Here is an 18494-nt window from a genome sequence, read left to right as displayed (position 1 = left end):
CGTGCTGCTGAGCTACATCTTCAAGCGTATCCTGGTGATGATCCCGACGCTGCTGATCACCAGCGCCCTGATCTTCACGGTCATCAACCTGCCGGAAGGCGACTATTTCGAGACCATGGTCGCCGAGATGCAGGCCCAGGGCGAGAAGGCGGACATGAGCCGCGTCGAGTTCCTGAAGAAGGAATACGGTTTCGACAAGCCGCCACTGGAGCGCTATTTCTGGTGGGTCACCGGCCTCCTGCGCGGCGACATGGGCTATTCCTTCGAATACCAGCTGCCGGTCCGCGACATCGTCGGCGACCGGCTCTTCCTGACCATGGTGGTCTCCTTCTTCACCATCATCTTCACCTGGATCGTCGCCTTCCCGATCGGCATCTATTCGGCGACGCATCAGTACAGCTGGGGCGATTACGGGCTCTCCTTCATCGGCCTGATTGGCCTCGCCGTGCCGCATTTCCTGCTGGCGCTGATCTTTCTCTATTTCGCCAATGTCTGGTTCGGCACCTCGATCGGCGGGCTCGTCGACCCGCAATATCTCAACCAGCCGATGAGCTGGGCGAAGTTCAAATCGGTGCTCGAGCATCTCTGGATACCGGTGATCATCATCGGCGCCGGCGGCACCGCCGGGATGATCCGCTCGGTGCGCGCCAACCTGCTCGACGAGCTCCAGAAGCAGTATTACGTCACCGCCCGCGCCAAGGGCCTGCCGCCCGGCAAGGCACTGCGCAAATACCCCTTACGCATGTCGCTGAACTTCTTCATCTCGGATATCGGCGACATCCTGCCCTCGATCGTCTCCGGCGCCGAGATCGTCGCCATCGTGCTCTCGCTGCAGACCACCGGCCCGCTGCTGATCCGCGCCCTGCAGAGCCAGGACATGTATCTCGCCGGCTCCTTCCTGATGTTCCTGTCTTTCCTGACGGTGATCGGCGTGCTCATCTCGGATATTGCGCTCGCGATCCTCGACCCGCGCATCCGCCTGCAGGGAACGGCGACCAAGTGACGACCTCGCCGCCCCCCGCCAACGAGCCCGCCGCGCTGCCGCATCGCTGGTCGACGGCGCCGTTCGAGCCCTATGCCGTCGAGAAGATGTCGCCGGAGCAGGAGCGCGTCTATCTCGCCTCGCAGCTCCAGCTGATGTGGTGGAAATTCCGCCGGCACAAGCTCGCGGTGATCTCCGGCGTCGTCATCCTGGTGATGTATTTCTCGGTGGCGATCTGCGAGTTCCTCGCACCCTATCACTATACGACCCGCGACACCGACTTCATCCGCGCCCCGCCGCAGCGCATGCACCTTTTCCACGAAGGCAGCTTCCTCGGCCCCTTCGTCTACCCCTATACCCAGCGCCTCAACATGGAGAATCTGAAGCGCGAATACGACGTCGACACCTCGCGCCCGCAGCAGATCCGCTTCTTCTGTCGCGGCGAGGACTATTATTTCTGGGGCCTTTTCCCCGGCAATCTGCGGCTGTTCTGTCCGCCGGAGGGCGGCACGCTCTTCCTGCTCGGCACCGACCGGCTCGGCCGCGACATGTTCTCGCGCATCCTCTATGGCGGGCGCATCTCGCTGACCATCGGCCTGCTCGGCGTCATGGTCTCCTTCGTGCTGGGCGTGATCATCGGCGGCATCGCCGGCTATTACGGCGGCAAGGTCGATCTCTTCGTCCAGCGGCTGATCGAGATCGTGCAGTCGCTGCCGCATATCCCGCTCTGGCTCGCCCTGAGTGCGATCATGCCGGCCTCCTGGAGCCCGCTCCTGGTCTATTTCGGCATCACCGTGATCCTCGGCCTGATGGACTGGACCGGGCTGGCGCGGGCCGTGCGCTCGAAGCTGCTCTCGCTGCGCGAGGAGGATTATGTCGTCGCCGCCCAGCTGATGGGGGCAAAACCCGCCCGCATCATCGGCCTGCATCTCGTGCCTGGCTTCATGAGCCATCTGATCGCCGCCGCAACGATCACCGTGCCAAAGACCATCCTCGGCGAAACCGCCCTCTCCTTCCTCGGCCTCGGCCTCAGGCCGCCGATCACCAGCTGGGGCGTGCTGCTCAACGAAGCGCAGAACATCAACGTGGTGGCGCTCTATCCCTGGCTGCTTTATCCGTGCGTCCCGGTCATCCTGATCATCCTCGCCTTCAATTTCCTCGGTGACGGCCTGCGCGACGCAGCCGATCCCTATCGCTGAGCGCGTGCCTCGGCCGGACTGCCCTTTATGCCTGCCTTGAAGATCGCCTTCCACACGCCGCTCAACCGCTATGGCGACGGCGCCGTCTCCGGCGACCGGCGCATGGCCCGGCAGCTCGTCACGCTGCTGGAGCGCCTCGGCCATCGCGTCGCGATCGTGCCGGCCGAGCGCAGCTTCATGCGTGAGCCGAGCGAGGCCGAGCTCGTCGCCAACCAGGCGGCGGCGCAGCAGGTGATTGAACAGCTTGCCCGCGCTTGGCAGGAGCCGGCCGTCCGGCCCGACCTGTTCTTCACCTATCATTGCCATTACCGCGCCCCGGACCTGATCGGCCCCGCCCTCGTCGAACGCTTCGACCTGCCCTATCTCCTGGCCGAGGCCAGCGACGCTCCCAAGCGCTTTGCAGCCGGATGGGCGCCGGCAGCGGGCTTGGCGCGCGCCGCCATCCGGCAGGCCGACCTGCATTTCTGCATGACGCCGCGCGACCGCGAAGGCCTCGCCAAGCTGCTCCCTAGGGACGTCCCGCTGATCGACCTGCCGCCCTTCCTGCTCGCCGATGGCGAGAGGCCGGCTCGAACCGGCGCCGCGCGGCCTGCGGGCGAACCGGTTCGCCTCATCGTCGTCGCCATGATGCGCAAGGGCACCAAGGAGAACAGCTATTTCGCCCTGGCCCGGACCCTCGCCCAGATCGCCGATCGGCCCTGGACGCTCACCCTGGTCGGCGACGGGCCCCAGCGCGCCGCCATCGAGGCCGCCTTCGCCGACCTTCCGTCGGAGCGGCTGCGCTGGCTCGGACGAATCGGCAATGCCGAGACCCGGGCCGAGCTCGCCGCCCATGATCTCTTCGTCTGGCCCGGCCTCAACGAGGCCTATGGCCTGGTCTATCTGGAGGCGCAGGCCGCCGGCCTGCCGGTCGCGGCGCTTCACAGCGGCGGCGTCCCGGCGGTTGTCGAGTCCGGCCGGACCGGCCTTCTCGTCGCGAATCATGACGAGGACGCCCTGGCGGGGACCATCGCAACCCTGATCGACCAGCCTGATTTGCGCGAGCGCCTCGGCGCCGCCGCCCGGATCTTCGCCTGCCAGGAGCGTAATGGCGAGGCGGCCTGTGCCATACTCGGCACGGCCCTGGAAAACGCGCTGCAGCGCCACCGCGCCCGCCGTGACGGAGCGCGCCGATGAACGCGCCGGCCGACTGGCATGACCTCATCGCCGAACTCGATCGCTGGGCTCTCGCCGGCCGATGCATAGCGCTGTGGCTGCGCGACGACGATGCCGTCGCCCCGAGCGACCAGTTCGAGCGCCTGATCGATTTGACCGAGCGCCATGCCGTGCCGGTACTGCTCGCAACCATCCCGTTCCTCGCCGAGCAGGCGCTGGCGCGGCGCCTCGAAGGCGCGCCGCTGCTTTTCCCCTGCCAGCACGGCATCCGCCACGAGAACCACGCACCGGCATCGCAAAAGAAGTCCGAGGTCGGCGACCACCGACCGGCAGAGGTCGTGCTCGCCGACATCGCACAGGGCTGGCAGCGCCTGCATGAGCTGTTCGGCCCCCGCGCGCTCCCTGTCTTCGTGCCCCCCTGGAACCGCATCGACCCCGCCATTGCCCGGGCCCTGCCCGAAATCGGGCTGACCGGCCTGTCCTGCTTCCGCAAGTTCAGCCTCGGCACGCCCGCCGGTCCGGTTCTGGTCAACAGCGACCTCGACCTGATCGACTGGCATGGCGGCCGGATCGGCCGCAATCCAGAGGAGCTGCTGGCGGAAATGCTCGCTTTGCTCATTCAGCGCCGCAACCAGGCGAAAACCCGGACGACGTTCGGCCTGCTGCTCCACCACCGCGACCATGACGCGACCTGCTGGAGCTTTCTCGACACCCTGCTCGGGAGAATCGCTCGCCATCCCGCCGTCGAATTTGTAAGCCCTGCGACGCTTTTTGCGCGGCCAGCGGACTTGGAGTAAGCGGCGGGCGGCGCTATGGTTTCAGCCAGTATCGGTGCGTTCTCCGTCCCCAGGAGGCCGTCTGACCTTCCAGCAGAGGACGCGACGCGGCATGTCCCTCAGCCTCATCGATGAAAGCGGGGCGCGCCGCGCGCCCGGCAGTCCGCACGCACCACGGGTCCTGATCTACAGCCACGATACCTTCGGGCTGGGCCATATCCGCCGCTGCCGGGCGATCGCCAACTCGCTGGTCGCGAGCTATCGTCATATATCAGTGATCATCGTCTCGGGCTCGTCGGTGATCTCGAGCTTCCAGTTCGGTGACGGCGTCGACTATGTCCGCATCCCCGGCGTCGAGAAGCACGGCGACGGCCGCTATTCGCCGCATCATCTCAATCTCGATCTCGGCGACACGCTTCGGCTGCGCGCCGAGATCATCAAGCAGGTCGCACTCTCCTTCGATCCGGATGTGGTGATCGTCGACAAGGAGCCACTCGGGCTACGCGGCGAACTGCTGCCTTCGTTGGAGATCTTGCGGCGGCGCGGCGCCCGCATCGTTCTCGGCCTGCGCGACGTGCTCGACGAACCGGCCGTCGTGCATGACGAATGGCGCCAGAGCGGGGCGCTCGATGCGCTCGCCAATGTCTATGACGACATTTTCGTCTACGGGCTCGAAGGCATCTACAACCCGCTCATCGGCCTGCCCAACCAGCAACTCTTCGCCGACAAGATTCGCTATACCGGCTATCTCAAGCGCGCCGTGCCCTCGCCGATGCCGCCCTACCGGCATCCGCGCATCACCAAGGGCCCATTCATCCTGGTGACGCCGGGCGGCGGCGGCGACGGCGCCGGCGTGATCGACTGGGTGATCTCGGCCTATGAGAGCGACCAGACGATCGAGCTGCCGGCCCTCATCGTCTTCGGCCCCTTCATGTCGCGCGAAAAGCGCAAGGAATTCACCGACCGCATCGCCCGTCTGCCGAAGCTGGAAAGCATCGGCTTCGAGCCCCGGCTCGAACTGCTGATGAACCGGGCTCACTGCGTCGTCGCCATGGGCGGCTACAACACCTTCTGTGAGATCCTCTCCTTCGACAAGCCGGCGCTGATCGTGCCGCGCGTCAAGCCGCGGCTGGAGCAGGCGATAAGGGCCGAGCGCGCCGACAGCCTGCGCCTGATCGACGTGCTGCACGACCCTGTCCAGAACGGCGAAGACCAGCGCGACCCGCTGCAGATGGCGCGCGCCCTGTGCGCGCTGCCGACGCGCCAGCCACCGTCTCAGGCTTTCCTGCCGAACCTGCTCGACGGGCTACCGGCCATCAGCCGGGCGCTGGCCGACAATCTTGCGAGCCCGGTCCGCGGGCGCACCCTCGCCCAGAACGCGATGGCGGCCGGCTGAGCCCGCCGGGAGGCAGAGCTGGCGGTTCTCGCGCATGGCGTGATGGACAAGTGAATTTCCGCCCATAATATATCAGGACTGATCGCTCGGAGGCCGCCCGCCATGACGCAGATCCTGTTCCGCAACTTCGCGATGCTGGAGCCCGCGCTCGGGGAATTGCAAGGCGGCCATGAGATCCTGGTCGAGGGCGAGCTGATCCGCGAGGTCTCCGACAAGCCGATCAAGGCCGCCAGGGCGCAGGTGATCGACTGCGGCGGGCGTACCCTGATGCCCGGGCTGATCGACAGCCATGTCCATGTCATGCTCTCCGAGGTCTATATCCGCATCCTGGAGAGCGTGCCGCTGACGCTCGCCACCGCCCGCGCCGCCCGCCTGATGCGTGGCATGATCGACCGCGGCTTCACCTCGGTGCGCGACACCGGTGGCGCCGACTGGGGCATCAAGGAGGCGGTCGAGAAGGGCGACATCCCGGGTCCCCGCCTGTTCATCGCCGGCGCCGCGATCGGCCCGACCGGCGGTCACAGCGATCCGCGCCGGCGCACCGATTTCGGCGCCCGCTGCCATTGCTGCAACGCCATGGCCTATGCGATGAACATTTCCGATGGCGTCTCCTCGGTGATCAAGTCGACGCGCGAGCAGATGCGGCTCGGCGCCGACCACATCAAGATCATGATGTCGGGCGGCGTCGCCAGCCCTTACGACCCGCTCGATTCCATGCAGTTCACCGTCGAGGAGGTCACGGCCGCGGTCACCGAGGCCAAGGCCTTCGGGCGCTATGTCTGCGCCCACGCCTATACGCCCGAAGCGATCACCCGCGCCGCGCAATGCGGCGTGCGTGCCATCGAGCACGGCAATCTGGTCGACGAGGCCTCGGCCAAACTGATGGCTGAGAACAACATGTTCCTCACCGCCAATCTCGTCGCCTATTACGCGATGAAGGAGCGCGCCGCCGAATTCGGCATGACCGGCGACATGCTGGCCAAGAACGATCTCGTCATCGAGGGCGGCCTGAAATCGCTCGAGATCTGCAAGCGCGCCGGCGTTCCCGTCGCCTATGGCTCGGATCTGCTCGGCCAGCTCCAGGTCGACCAGTCGCGCGAGTTCCTGCTGCGCCGCGAGGTGCTGTCGCCGATCGAGATCATCCGCTCGGCGACGACGGTCGGCGCGCAATTGCTGCGCATGGAAGGCAAGCTCGGCACGTTGCGGGCGGGCGCCTTCGCCGACATCATCCTGGTCGACGGCGACCCGCTGAAGGATTTCGGCCTGTTCCAGGATCAGGGCGCGAAGCTGCCGGTGATCATGAAGGGCGGCGCCTTTCACAAGAACACGCTGCAGTGAGGGAAATGGCCGGCCGATGATAGGGAAGCCCGCTTGACTGCCGCCCGCCTGAGCCTCGGCCGCATCGCGCTCAACGGCGCGGCCATGCTCTCGCTCGGTTTCATCCTCTTGCCGCTGATCTTCGTCACCTGGCTCGCCTTCTTCCGCCAGGAAATCCCCTCCTTCCCGCCGGAAGGCTATTCGCTGCGCTGGTTCTCGGCGGCCGCCGGCAACAAGGCCTTCGTCGACGGCTTCCTGCTCAGCCTGCAGGTCGGCGTGCTCTCGACCCTGATCGGCCTCATGCTCGGCGTGCCCGCCAGCCTCGCTCTGGTCCGGCATCGCATCGTGCTCGGGCCGGCCCTCAACACCTTCCTGCTGCTGCCGCTGGTGATGCCCGGCATCGTGCTCGGCACCGCGACCTATGTCTTCCAGATCGAGACCGAGATCGCCACCGGCCTTCCGGTGCTGGGCTCGGCTGGCGGCCTCGTCGCCGCCCACACCCTCATCGTCATCCCCTGGGTGGTTAAGCTCGTCACCGCGAGCCTGGTCGGCTTCGACCGCACCATCGAGGAGGCCGCGCAGAATCTCGGCGCCAATCCCTGGACGACCTTCTGGCGCATCACCTTGCCGAGCATCCGGCCCGGCCTCGTCGCCGCCGGCCTGTTCGGCTTCGTCACCTCCTTCGGCAATCTGGAGATGAGCCTCTTCCTGGTCGGACCGGGGCGGATCACCCTGCCGATCGCGATCTTGCAATATCTCGAATGGAAGATCGATCCGGCGGTCGCCGCCGCCTCCGTCATCCAGATCGTCCTGATCGGAGCGGCGATGATCGTCACCGATCGTTACGTCAAGCTGAGTCGGGTCGTCTGATGGCGCGTCTGTCGATCGAGCATCTGCGCAAGACCTATGGCGAGTTCCACGCCGTCGACGATTTCAGCATCGACATCGCTGATGGCGAGTTCCTGGTGCTGCTCGGCCCCTCCGGCTGCGGCAAGACCACGACCCTGCGCATGGTCGCCGGCTTCATCCAGCCGACCGCCGGGCGGATCACCATCGGCGAGCGTGATGTCACCAATCTCCAGCCCTGGAAACGCAATTGCGGGCTGGTCTTCCAGAGCTACGCCCTGTTCCCGCATATGAGCGTCGCCGACAACGTCGCCTTCGGCCTCGATATGCGCAGGATGGCGCCGGCGGAGCGCGCCCCGCGCGTCGCCGAGGCCCTGCGCCTCGTCCAGCTCAGCGGTTTCGACCAGCGCTATCCGCGCCAGCTCTCCGGCGGCCAGCAGCAGCGCGTCGCGCTCGCCCGGGCGCTGGCCATGCAGCCCGACGTGCTGCTGCTCGACGAGCCGCTCTCCAATCTCGACGCCAAGCTGCGCCAGGAGGTCCGCGTCGAGATCCGCGATCTCCAGCGCAAGCTCGGCCTCACCACGATCATGGTTACCCACGATCAGGAAGAGGCTCTCACCATGGCCGATCGGCTGGTGGTGATGGAGAAGGGCAAGGTCCGCCAGATCGGCACCCAGCGCGAGCTCTACGAGAAGCCGGCCGATCGCTTCGTCGCCGGCTTCATCGGACGCAGCGCCTTCCTCGACGGCGAGATCGCGGCGCCCGGCCGTTTCCGCAGCCGAGGCGGGCTCGAGATCGACTGCAGTGCCCCGGTGCTCGGCTCGGCGACACTGGCGCTGCGGCCCGAGCGGCTCGCCATCGGTGCGCAGGCGGAAAGCTGCACCAACCGGTTCCAGGCCCGGGTCGAGCATGTTTCCTATCTCGGTGCCCTGCTCGACATCGATGTCCGGCTGACCGAGCATGACCGCATGCTGCTGCAATTGCCGAACCGGCAGGGCACGGTCGAGCCGAAACCGGGAGACTGGATCACGATAGGCTGGGCCGAAGACGCCGGGCTCGTCTATCCGCGCGAGAGCTGAAACCTGGCTCCGGAAGGCGGCGACCGCTCTCCGGATCAGACCATGTCTCAGCGCTTCCGAGCAGGCGTCCAACAGGGGAGAACAGTCATGAAGTCGATCGACAGACGCGACGTCCTGAAGGGCCTGGCCGCCGGCACCGCCGCCTCCGCCCTCGGCAACCCTGCCTTGGCGCAATCCGGCGGCAAGGTCGTGGTCGGCACCTGGGGCGGCGACTATGCCCGCCTGCTGACCAAGAACATCGAGGAGCCCCTGCTCAAGCCCAAGGGCATCGAGATCCTGCAGGACCAGGCCGCGGATTCGCCGCGGCGTGCCAAGATGGTGGCCGAACGGCGCCTGCCGCGCGGCACGACCGACATTCAGGGCCTCTCTTCCGCCAACATGTTCGAGATGAACGAGGCCGGCGTCGTCGAGCAGCTCGACTATGCCAAGATCCCCAATGCCAAGAACCTGATGCCGACGATGAAATACCCTTACGGCATCGGGCAGATCTATTCCGGCAAGGTGGTGGTCTACAATCCCAAGCTGATCAGCCCCGCCCCGACCAGCTTCAAGGACGCCTTCGACCCCAGGCACGGCAACAAGATCGGCATCATCGACATCCAGTATCTCTATGTGATCATGGCGGCCTCCATGGCCGCGACCGGCGGCGCCAGCATGATCGACTTCGAAGGCGCCAAGAAGGTTCTGCTCGAGGCCAAGAAGGCCGGCGCCCGCATCTACCCGACCAACGAGGCCTTCGCCCAGGCGATGAAGACCGAGGAGATCGGCATCGGCGTGATGTGGAAGGCGCGCGCCGTGCAGTGGCAGAACGCCGGCATCCCCGTCGAATCCGCCGCGCCGAGCGAGGGCATCCCGCTCTACATCTCCGGCTTCTCGATCCCCAAGAACGCGCCCAACAAGGAGAACGCCTATCTCTACATGAACGCCATGCTGGAGAAGAGCGCCCAGGAGGCCTTCGCCGTCGACATGGGCTATAACGGCACCGTCACCGGCCTCTCCATCGCCCCCGACCTGCAGAAGCGCATCGGCTTCACGTCCGAGGAGGAGAAGCGCCTCAAGGATCTCGACTACGGCTACCTCGCCAAGAACGACGCGGCGATGAAGGAGTGGTGGGACAAGGTCTTCAAGGCGTGAGACCGCAATGAGCATGACCGCCCCCGAACCCGTCGCCGGCGCCCGCACCAGCCTCGCCGGCATGCTCGTCCTGCCGGCGACGATCCTGGTCGCGATCGGGCTGATCGGCCCGGTCGCGATCCTGTTCCGCTATTCGCTGAACCAGTTCATCCCCGGCCAGTTCATGGTCGACGGGCTGACGCTCGAGAACTATGTCAAGTTCTTCACCGACGCCTATTACCTCAACGTGCTGCTGCGCACCGTCCGCGTCGCGGTGATCTGCACCCTCGCCTGCCTGATCATGGGCTTTCCGCTGGCCTATGTGCTGGCCCGCACCCAGAGCCGCTTCAAGAACCTCATGGTCATGCTGGTGGTGCTGCCGCTCTTCGTCGGCAATGCCGTGCGCGCCGCCGGCTGGATGACCGCCTTCGGCAACAAGGGCGCCTTCAACGCCTCGCTGCTCGGCCTCGGCCTGATCGACCAGCCGATCGAGATCATGTTCACCGAGAATGCCGTGCTGATCGGCATCGTCGCGGTCAACCTGCCCTTCATAGTGCTGACCTTGCAGAGCGTGATCGAGGGCATCGACCGCAATGTCGAGGAAGCCGCCTTCAGCCTCGGCGCCGGCCCGGTGGCGATGTTCCGGCGCGTGCTCTGGCCGCTCGCTCTGCCCGGCATTCTCGCCGGCACGATCCTGACCTTCATCCTGGCGATGAACGCCTATGCGACGCCGGTTCTGCTCGGCGGGCCGAAATTCCAGATGATGGGGCCGCTGGTCTATGGCCAGTTCGCCCAGCAGAACAACTGGCCCTTTGGCGGTGCCATCTCCTTCATCCTGATGACGGCCACATTGCTGCTCACCCTAGCCGCCAATCTGATCGTGCAGCGCCGCTATCGCTGAACTGTGGCGCTTCGCCGCCGTGGCGACGCTGGCCAAGCCGAGCCGACAGGACTACACCCTGACGATGAGCTTCTCGTCCATCCTCACTCCGGTCGCGGTCGGCGCCGTTGCGGTCGTGCTGTTGCTCGGCCTGATCAACATGCTGCGCGGCGGCAGCGCCGGCACCTCGCAGAAACTGATGCGCCTGCGCGTCGTGCTGCAGTTCATCGCGATTCTGGTGATCCTGGGCGTGGCATGGTGGCGCAGCGGCTGACGCATCCGTTGGACAGCGCCGCGCCGTCACATTGCGGCCACCACTCTCTGTGCTTCACTAGCTTACCATCTGATTAAGAGAACCTCTGCCCGCCATGGTTCGCGTCGCGTCGATAGTCGTTGCCTTCTCCCTCCTGGCCGCGCCAGCCCTGGCGCAGAGCGAAAGCAACGTCTCCCGCGCCTTGGGCTATGCGCCGGCCGGCCAATCGCCCGCCGCCTCCTGGGAGGCGCGCTTCGGCGCCGGCGCCGCCGATCCCGGCGGGCGCGAAAGCGGGCTGCTGAATTTCGGCGGCGAGTTTCTGACCCCGCGCATCGCAACGCTGAGCGATCGCATCGCCAACGCCTTCGTCCCGCGCTTCCATCTCGGCTCGAGCCTCAATCTCAACGGCACGCAATACGCCTATGCCGGCGCCACCTGGACGATCGACATCTCGCAGGCCTTCTTCGTCGAAGCCAGCCTCGGCGCCGCGCTGAACAACGGCAAGACCGGCGCCGTCGTCCCCGAGAACCGGCTGAACCTCGGCTGCAATACCGGAGCACGCGGCGCCGCCTCGCTCGGCTACCGCCTCAACGACCGCTGGAGCCTGATTGCGACGATGGAGCATTTCAGCACATCGAACTGCTCCGACAATCTCGCCGCCGGCACCAGCAGCCCGCGCGGCCCGTCCAATTTCGGCGCCAAGCTCGGCTACACCTTCTGATCGCCGTCACCGGCTCGCGTCCGATCGCCGGCTGAGAAATTTCGGCGAGCCCGCCTGTCAATCCGTCCCGGAATGCCCGACAAACAGGACGCCGGAGCGACCGGCGGCGAGGGACGAGGCGAGCATGATACTGCACGGCTATTTCCGCAGCTCGGCGGCCTGGCGGGTGCGCATTGCCCTGAACCTCAAGGGCATCGCCGTCGAGCATCGTTCACATCATCTGCGCCATGGCGAGCAGCGCGCGCCCGCCTATCTCGCGCTCAATCCCCAGGGGCTGGTGCCGGCGCTCGAGCTCGACGACGGCACGGTCCTCACCCAGTCACTCGCCATCATCGAATGGCTCGACGAGACCTACCGGGAGCCCCAGCTGTTGCCGGCGGATCCGCTGGAGCGGGCGCGGGTGCGCGCCTTCGCCCAGATCATCGCCTGCGACACCCACCCGGTGCAGAATCTCAAGGTGCTCAACCGGCTGCGCGAGCTAGGCCATGCCGGCGACGAGGTGCTGGCCTGGGCCGCGGCTGTGAATATCGACGGGCTTTCGGTCTGCGAGCGCCTGGCATCCAGGACGGCGGGCCCCTTCTGCTTTGGCGCCACACCGGGCCTCGCCGATCTCTGCCTGGTGCCGCAGCTCGGCAATGCGCGCCGCTTCAAGGTCGACGTCGCGCAATTCCCGCGCCTGCTCGCAGCGGAAGCCGCGGCGCTCGCCTTGCCGGCCTTCCGCGACGCGGTTCCCGAAAGGCAGGCCGACGCCGAATGAGGCGCAACGACGGGCAGGGCGAATCAGCACGGTAGAAGCGACGGACTCACGGAGCCCGAGGATCGCGCGGCGCTGTCACCAGCGCCGATAGGGATACCAGCCCGGCCCATAGAAGCCCGGCCCGTAGAAGCTGGACTCGAGCCGGGCACGCTGCGACGCTGAACGATCGAGATCGACCGCCATCAGGCAGTTGGCGAACGGGTCGGTGCCTTGCCGGAAGCCATAGGACCGGCAGCGCCCTTCATCGGCGGCGCGTTGCTCGGCCGGCGTGACGCAGCCACCGAGCGCAGCGGCGAGAATCACGGCGACATACCATTTCGTTCGCATGGTCAGTTCTCCGCCTCGGCAAAATGCGCAGGAATGAGACCCGAACACGACGATATCAGATCGGCCACGACGCGCACCTCCCAGTTGCACGGACATTTTCGCCAATACAACGGTTTCTTCTTGCACCGACCCCGCGCCTGAAACATGCAGATTTCGCGCGGAATCACGCCGTCATCCCTGAACAAGGGACGAACCCGCGCAGCCCCGGAAGCCATTAGAGGGCATCGAATCCATGATGGATCCCGGGACACCGCTTGGCGCCCTGGCGGACGATGGCGGTTCCCCGACGATCGGCACGCCTAGAGAGCCTTGAGCGGCGTCACGATGCGCCGGCCGTCAGCTCCGATCGACATGCCCGCTTGCACGTCGAAGACTTTCGCGACCATGGCAGGCTCGATCACCCGCTCCGGCCGCCCGTGGCAGACGGCGCGGCCGCCCCGCATCGCCACGACGCTGTCGGCGAAACGAGCGGCGATGTTGAGGTCGTGCAGGACCACCAGCGTGGTGAGGTCGCGTTCGCGCGTCACGCGGAGCATCGTCTCCATGACCTCCAGCTGGTGACGGATGTCGAGCGCGCTTATCGGCTCGTCGAGCAGCAGCAGCGTCGGCTCGGATGCGAGCGCCTGCGCCAGGAAGACGAGCTGCCGCTGGCCGCCGCTGAGCTCGCCGAGATAGCGCGAGGCCAGCGCCACAAGGTCGAGTTCGACGAGCACGGCTTCTGCCGCCGCCAGGTCGCTGGCGCCGACCCGCAGCCCGAGCTTGCCGAAGCGCCCGAGCAGCACCGCCTCAAGCACGGTCAGCGCGGTGCGGGCGCCGATATCCTGCGGCATGTAGCCGATGCTGCGAGGGCGCTCGCGCCGGCCGTCATAGGCGATCGTTCCGCCATGCGGCAGCAAGCCCGCGACCGCCTTCACCAAGGACGACTTGCCCGAGCCGTTCGGCCCGATCACCGCGAGCACTTCGCCCGGCTCCGCGACCAAGCCGAGGCCGCAGATCACCGCGGCCGGGCCGTAGCGGACACTGAGATCATTCACCGTGAGCCTCACCAGAAGGCCCTCCTGTTGCGCATGATGAGCCAGATGAAGAAGGGCACGCCGACGAGCGAGGTGACGATCCCTATCGGAACGATCGCACCAGGCAAAGCCGTCTTGCTGGCGATCGAGGCGACCGAGAGCAGGAGCGCCCCGTAAAGTGCCGAGGCCGGCAGGAAGCTGCGCTGGTCCTCGCCGACGAGCATCCGGGCGATATGCGGCGCGACCAGGCCGACGAAGCCGATCGTGCCGACAAAGGCGACTGCGACACCGGTGAGCGCCGAGATCAGGAAGAAGGAGCGGAGCCTGAGACGGCGGACATCGACGCCCAGGCCGCGCGCCCGTTCATCGCCCAGCTTCAGCGCGGTCAGGCGCCAGGCATCCGCTGCCAGAACGGGCATGCAGGCGACGAGTACCGCGGCAATGATCCAGAACTTGCCCCAGCTCGCCTTCTGCAGGCTGCCGAACAACCAAAAGACGATCTGCTGCAGAGCCTCCGGCGAGGCAACGAATTGCAGGAGCGCCAGCAGAGCCTGGAACAGGAAGAGCAACGCGATTCCCGCCAGCAGCAGCATCTCGGGCGAGGAATCGCGGGTCGCGCCGATGCCATAGACGCCCGCGCAGGCGAGGCAGGCGAACAGGAACGCCATCAGCGGGATCGCATAGGCTTCCGGCACCGGCAGCGAGACGCCGAGCACGATCACCAGCGCCGCTCCGAAGCCGGCTCCGGCCGAGACTCCCAGCGTGTAGCTCGAAGCGAGCGGGTTGTTCAGGATCGTCTGCATCATCGCGCCCGAGAGGCCGAGCGCCGCTCCGACGACGAGCGCCACGAGCGCGGTGGGCAGCCTGATCGACCAGACGATCGCATCGACACTGGCGTCCTGCGCCGTTCCGAAGATCGAGCGGGCGACGTCGCGCACCGGCAGCAGCGCCGGCCCGGTCGCGACATCGAGCAGGAGACTGGCCAGTAGGCAGGCCGAACCGCAGAGCAGGACCAGGGTCCGGCGCCAGGCCATCGCCGCGTAGAGCTCGGCAAGGCCCTGTTGCCGGACCTCTGCGCCGCAGGACGCCGTGCGCGCCGCCAGCGGCTCGACACGAGGGGCTCTCGAAAGAGCGAGCGCCGGGCGCCGCGAAGGACAGGAAGAGCTGAAGGACATCGGGCGGGTCCTCGAATGGCGGAACATGGCCCTCCGGCGCCGCGCCGGAGGGCCGGGCGCGTCAGGGCCTGAGCGGCAGCATCCATGTCCCGCTGAAGGTGATGGGCAGGTATTTTTCGTGATAGGCGCGGAAGTTGGCCGCCGGGTCGACATCGGCGAAGGCTTCCGGATAGAGCCGCTTGCCGATGTACTGCATCGCGACGAAGTCGTAGAGCGTGCGGCACAGGCCATGCTCGATGGCGCTGATCTCCCCGTTGCGGATCGCCTTCAGCCCCGCCCAGCCGGCCCGCCCCGCATAGGGCTCCAGGGTCGCCCGGGTCTCCTCTGGCGTAACGTCGTAGCCGGTCCGGACCGCCTTGGCCCGCCCCACCCAGGACGACGACGCCATCAGGATGATGTCAGGGTTTTCGGCGATCACCGCTTCGCCATTGAGAGGCCCCCATGCGCCCGGAATCTTGCCGGAGGCGATGTTGGCCGCGCCGAGTGTGGTGATGATCTTGCCCCACATCGTGTTGTTGTAGGTATTGCCGATCGTTTCCGCGCCGGCCTGGCCGAGCTCGACATAGACCTTGCTGGTCGGAGCACCCGCCATCTTCGCCTTCGCGACCCGGGCGAGGATGTCGCGATGCTGGCTCTCATAGAGGTTAGCGAGTTCCTCGGCCCGCTGCTCCCGGCCCATGACCTTGCCGAGCGCGCGCGTCGAGGCGAGATGACGATCCAGTAGCTGGGCGTTGTAGTCGATGATGACGATCGGGATACCGGCGCTCTCGATCTGCCCGATTTGCGTGCCGAGCGCCTTGTAGGCCCAGTCCGACAGCAACAGCACGTCGGGCTTGAGACCGATCACCTTCTCGGCGCTGAAGCTGCCATCGTCGCTGTGGCCGATATCCGGCATGGTGGCGAGGTTCGGGATGACGTCCTTGTAGCGCTTGAAGATCAAAGGCCGCCACCCCTCCCAGAGAGCCCGGGAGATGCCGACGACCTTCTGCCAGCCTTCGACGCCCGCGACCGCAGTGAACTCCTCGAAATTGAAGTTCACCGCGACGCGCCGGATCGGCAGGTCGACGGTCACCTTGCGTCCCAGCGCGTCGGTGATCTCGGTTGGCGCGGCGAGGGCCGCCGCGGAGCTCCCGGCCATCGCCAGGGCGCAGAGCAGGAATTTGATGGGCTTGAGCATGTCGATGTCCTCGTGACTCAGGGGCGCGCCGTCAGCGGCAGGCGCCGTTCGGTCGGGAGGGCAGCGGGAAAGGTGTCGCGCAGGCGGGTGAACGAGCGCATGCGGCGCCGTTCGACCGAAGCTGAAAGCAAGTCGCGACATCGGTCCGGGGGCGTCAGGTCCTGCGCACCCGGCCAGCCATCCTCGCAGCCCCGTCGAGCGCCGCACTGGCGCTCGACTGGCATCAATGCAGGACGGGTGGAGCTCGTGGATTGGCGGGGGAGCGCCCCCCGACATAGCCCTGAGGCGTATCGAGCTGGCGTGCGAACGCGACGCGGTCGACGGCGCGATAGATCACGGGCTCATGCCCGGCCGAGGGCGCACCGACGAAGCCCGCGCCGAGAGCGCAGGCCATCAGGCAACGCTCCATTCTTTCGGCATGGGCGGCATCGGCCCCCTCACCCTGCTGGTGATCCCCGACCGGGGCGCACAAGGTCATGCCGATGCTGCGCGCGATGGCATTGTCCGCGGCATAGGCGCCGGACGCCAAGCCGGTCACGACCGCCTGGAGCACAAGCAGATAGGCGGCCAGAATGGCGACCCATCGACGTCTCGCTGCTCGGTAGCGGTCTTCGGGCACTCGGCTCGCTCCTTCGATTCGAAGCGATAGCATGTCTCTGCAAGCCGCAATATGCGGCAGAACAAACAGCGCGGCGGCCGAGCCCCCTCGCTCCACTCCGCCAACTTGCCGCCAATTTTCGGCGACGAAGGCTTCTGGAGCCTGTCGAAACAGAAAAAAGCCCGGAAGCTGCAATATTCTTGCAGCTTCCGGGCTCGAAAATGGTGGGCGCGACAGGGATCGAACCTGTGACCCCTACGATGTCAACGACGGTCAAATCGTAGATTTCCCGAAAAATACGGGACTTTCTGATCTTCCTGAACAAGAACGCATGCGGTCCAGGAAGAGAACAAAATGACATTTGCTGTTGAAGTGCTGTTGACGACCGCGTGCGCGTAACGAGTGCATTCGCCGGCGAGCAGCATCGCCGCCGGTCCTGATTTCATCACCCTGGAGAAGACCATGACGACGCATCAAGCGGCGGCTGGGAGCGCCTTGCCTGAATACACTCTGCCGCCCCTGCCGGAGACCACCAACGCGCATGATCTCTGGTCGCTGCACCAGGCCGTACAGACGATCATGGATGTCGTCGACGGGTTGATGAGCCAGCCGCGGTTCGCTGCGGCGCCCGGAGGCTACAGCTACAGCGCTGCCGGTGAAGCGCTCTCGGCGATGAGCGAAGGCCTGCTCGAGTATGCGGACCATCTCGTCAACATGGCCCGCGCCCTACCACCTGGTGATGAGTACCGCGCTCGGCTCCTCCTCGAGAATGAGCTCGCCTGTTTCGACGGCTTCGCTCGCGTCATAGCGCTGACGGGCTCGCTCGCGGCTGAAGCCGGGGCGAGGTCATGACGGCGCGCCCGCCGCCCCGCTGGAAGCGCATCCTGGCATGGTTCGACGAGCGCGGCGCGACCTATGCCGGGCTCGCCGGCCGCCCCGGCTGGTACGTCGTTGAATGGTACGAGCCAGGATATCCGACGCCCGACGGCGGCCCCTGGCGTCAGGTCTATCACCCCGGCATGCCGCGCCGGAAACAGATGCTGCGAGCCGTGGCGAAGCGGGCAGGAGGCGGCCATGCTTGACCCCGTCCTCCGCTGCCAGCTCGAGTTCGCGGCCGTGATGGTCGCGGCTGAGATCGGCGACGATGATCCGCAGGCGCAGGAGGCCTATGACGCTGCCTTCGCGGTGCTGTGCGGGACGAAGCCCCTCAACCTCGATGAAGCCGCCGGGCGTCTTCGCTTCCTCGCCTATGTCGGGCGAGAGTTCATCGGCGACGCCGGCACGCAAGCGGGAATTCACGCGGCGATGCTGCAGGTCGCGGCCTGTCTCACGCCGGCTACGGTCCGGAGGATCACGGCATGACGTGGTCCAAACTCTTTGCCTTCCTGGTCCAGCGTGAGCGCCTACTCCTCCAGGTTCAGTATCTGACGCTGAAGCTACGGGCGCGGCAGCGGCTCGCGGGAAGTGTGGTCCCATGAGGCCGCTAGATCTTCCTCCTCGCACCGTCTTCCGCCTACAGGAAATAACCGCAGCGATACAGGCTGACGACAAGCAGAGCGTGCGGCAGGCTTTTCGGGCGCTCGTCTCGTATCCCCACGACGGTCGGATCGAGGCGTCTTCCCCCGGCATGCTGGTCGTGTCAACGGCGGTCGGATTCCAGGCCAGGGTGGCGGAGCAAAAGTAGGCCACTGGCGTCGTGGAGCGGCGGATATGGCAAGGGCCCCGATCGG

21 protein-coding genes are annotated in these 18494 nt (G+C 66.4%); 16 read left to right on the top strand and 5 right to left on the bottom strand.

The features are described from left to right. Positions 1-4: 4 nt before the first annotated feature. The 13 genes from ACWGRX_RS24175 to maiA all read left to right on the top strand — a co-directional run bounded on the left by ACWGRX_RS24175 (position 5) and on the right by maiA (position 12474). Entirely contained in the window at positions 5-1003 is a 999-nt protein-coding gene (locus ACWGRX_RS24175) for an ABC transporter permease (protein WP_291638589.1), read from the top strand. Beyond that, complete coding sequence (locus ACWGRX_RS24170) at positions 1000-2181, top strand: ABC transporter permease (RefSeq protein WP_452119641.1); 1182 nt, start codon at positions 1000-1002, stop codon at positions 2179-2181. Before ACWGRX_RS24175 ends, ACWGRX_RS24170 begins: the two co-directional genes overlap by 4 nt. Before the next feature lie 27 nt (positions 2182-2208). Continuing rightward, on the top strand, positions 2209-3357 hold the full coding sequence (locus ACWGRX_RS24165; protein WP_452119640.1) for a glycosyltransferase family 4 protein: 1149 nt from the start codon (positions 2209-2211) through the stop codon (positions 3355-3357). Then, positions 3354-4133, top strand: a complete 780-nt coding sequence (locus ACWGRX_RS24160) for a polysaccharide deacetylase family protein (protein WP_452119639.1) — start codon at positions 3354-3356, stop codon at positions 4131-4133. The genes ACWGRX_RS24165 and ACWGRX_RS24160 overlap by 4 nt, the downstream gene beginning before the upstream one ends. 91 nt (positions 4134-4224) lie before the next feature. Further along, positions 4225-5508: a glycosyltransferase family protein gene (locus ACWGRX_RS24155; protein WP_452119638.1), complete on the top strand. Its 1284-nt coding sequence runs from the start codon at positions 4225-4227 to the stop codon at positions 5506-5508. Between the two features lie 102 nt (positions 5509-5610). After that, positions 5611-6846, top strand: a complete 1236-nt coding sequence (locus ACWGRX_RS24150) for a metal-dependent hydrolase family protein (RefSeq protein ID WP_452119637.1) — start codon at positions 5611-5613, stop codon at positions 6844-6846. A gap of 33 nt (positions 6847-6879) precedes the next feature. Then, positions 6880-7695 carry an ABC transporter permease gene (locus ACWGRX_RS24145; RefSeq protein WP_291638571.1) on the top strand — a complete coding sequence of 272 codons (816 nt, stop codon included), beginning with the start codon at positions 6880-6882 and terminating at the stop codon, positions 7693-7695. Continuing rightward, entirely contained in the window at positions 7695-8750 is a 1056-nt protein-coding gene (locus ACWGRX_RS24140; protein ID WP_452119636.1) for an ABC transporter ATP-binding protein, read from the top strand. Before ACWGRX_RS24145 ends, ACWGRX_RS24140 begins: the two co-directional genes overlap by 1 nt. Before the next feature lie 87 nt (positions 8751-8837). Next, positions 8838-9884, top strand: coding sequence for an ABC transporter substrate-binding protein (locus ACWGRX_RS24135; protein WP_452119635.1), 1047 nt, complete (start codon positions 8838-8840; stop codon positions 9882-9884). A gap of 7 nt (positions 9885-9891) precedes the next feature. Continuing rightward, the gene (locus tag ACWGRX_RS24130; RefSeq protein ID WP_452119634.1) at positions 9892-10764 is read left to right on the top strand and encodes an ABC transporter permease; all 873 of its coding nucleotides are present in this window, start codon (positions 9892-9894) and stop codon (positions 10762-10764) included. 64 nt (positions 10765-10828) lie between these two features. Further along, positions 10829-11017, top strand: coding sequence for a twin transmembrane helix small protein (locus tag ACWGRX_RS24125; RefSeq protein WP_291638592.1), 189 nt, complete (start codon positions 10829-10831; stop codon positions 11015-11017). A gap of 94 nt (positions 11018-11111) precedes the next feature. Then, on the top strand, positions 11112-11717 hold the full coding sequence (locus ACWGRX_RS24120) for an acyloxyacyl hydrolase (protein ID WP_452119633.1): 606 nt from the start codon (positions 11112-11114) through the stop codon (positions 11715-11717). 124 nt (positions 11718-11841) lie between these two features. After that, positions 11842-12474: a maleylacetoacetate isomerase gene (gene maiA / locus ACWGRX_RS24115; protein WP_452119632.1), complete on the top strand. Its 633-nt coding sequence runs from the start codon at positions 11842-11844 to the stop codon at positions 12472-12474. 75 nt (positions 12475-12549) lie between these two features. Here the strand turns inward: maiA and ACWGRX_RS24110 are convergent, their stop codons facing one another. The 5 genes from ACWGRX_RS24110 to ACWGRX_RS24090 form a co-directional block, all read right to left on the bottom strand. Continuing rightward, positions 12550-12807, bottom strand: a complete 258-nt coding sequence (locus ACWGRX_RS24110; RefSeq protein WP_452119665.1) for a hypothetical protein — start codon at positions 12805-12807, stop codon at positions 12550-12552. A gap of 293 nt (positions 12808-13100) precedes the next feature. Continuing rightward, complete coding sequence (locus ACWGRX_RS24105) at positions 13101-13847, bottom strand: ABC transporter ATP-binding protein (protein WP_452119631.1); 747 nt, start codon at positions 13845-13847, stop codon at positions 13101-13103. Then, on the bottom strand, positions 13844-14848 hold the full coding sequence (locus tag ACWGRX_RS24100; RefSeq protein ID WP_452119664.1) for a FecCD family ABC transporter permease: 1005 nt from the start codon (positions 14846-14848) through the stop codon (positions 13844-13846). Before ACWGRX_RS24100 ends, ACWGRX_RS24105 begins: the two co-directional genes overlap by 4 nt. A 202-nt stretch (positions 14849-15050) precedes the next feature. Beyond that, positions 15051-16166 carry an ABC transporter substrate-binding protein gene (locus ACWGRX_RS24095; protein ID WP_452119630.1) on the bottom strand — a complete coding sequence of 372 codons (1116 nt, stop codon included), beginning with the start codon at positions 16164-16166 and terminating at the stop codon, positions 15051-15053. 223 nt (positions 16167-16389) lie between these two features. Next, positions 16390-16785, bottom strand: coding sequence for a DUF2946 family protein (locus tag ACWGRX_RS24090; protein ID WP_291648484.1), 396 nt, complete (start codon positions 16783-16785; stop codon positions 16390-16392). 441 nt (positions 16786-17226) lie between these two features. On the opposite strand from ACWGRX_RS24090, the gene ACWGRX_RS24085 reads away from it, so the two are divergent. Genes ACWGRX_RS24085 through ACWGRX_RS24075 form a run of 3 tightly spaced genes read left to right on the top strand, consistent with a single transcriptional unit; the run spans position 17227 to position 18126 of the window. After that, positions 17227-17616, top strand: coding sequence for a hypothetical protein (locus tag ACWGRX_RS24085; RefSeq protein WP_452119629.1), 390 nt, complete (start codon positions 17227-17229; stop codon positions 17614-17616). Continuing rightward, the gene (locus ACWGRX_RS24080) at positions 17613-17846 is read left to right on the top strand and encodes a hypothetical protein (protein WP_452119628.1); all 234 of its coding nucleotides are present in this window, start codon (positions 17613-17615) and stop codon (positions 17844-17846) included. Before ACWGRX_RS24085 ends, ACWGRX_RS24080 begins: the two co-directional genes overlap by 4 nt. Beyond that, positions 17839-18126, top strand: coding sequence for a hypothetical protein (locus tag ACWGRX_RS24075; RefSeq protein ID WP_452119627.1), 288 nt, complete (start codon positions 17839-17841; stop codon positions 18124-18126). Before ACWGRX_RS24080 ends, ACWGRX_RS24075 begins: the two co-directional genes overlap by 8 nt. Positions 18127-18494 lie beyond the last annotated feature (368 nt).

This window comes from Allobosea sp. NPDC055594 (genome assembly GCF_053618995.1).
The sequence above is the reverse complement of the archived record's forward strand: the minus strand, read 5'-3'. Positions and strand labels throughout refer to the sequence as shown.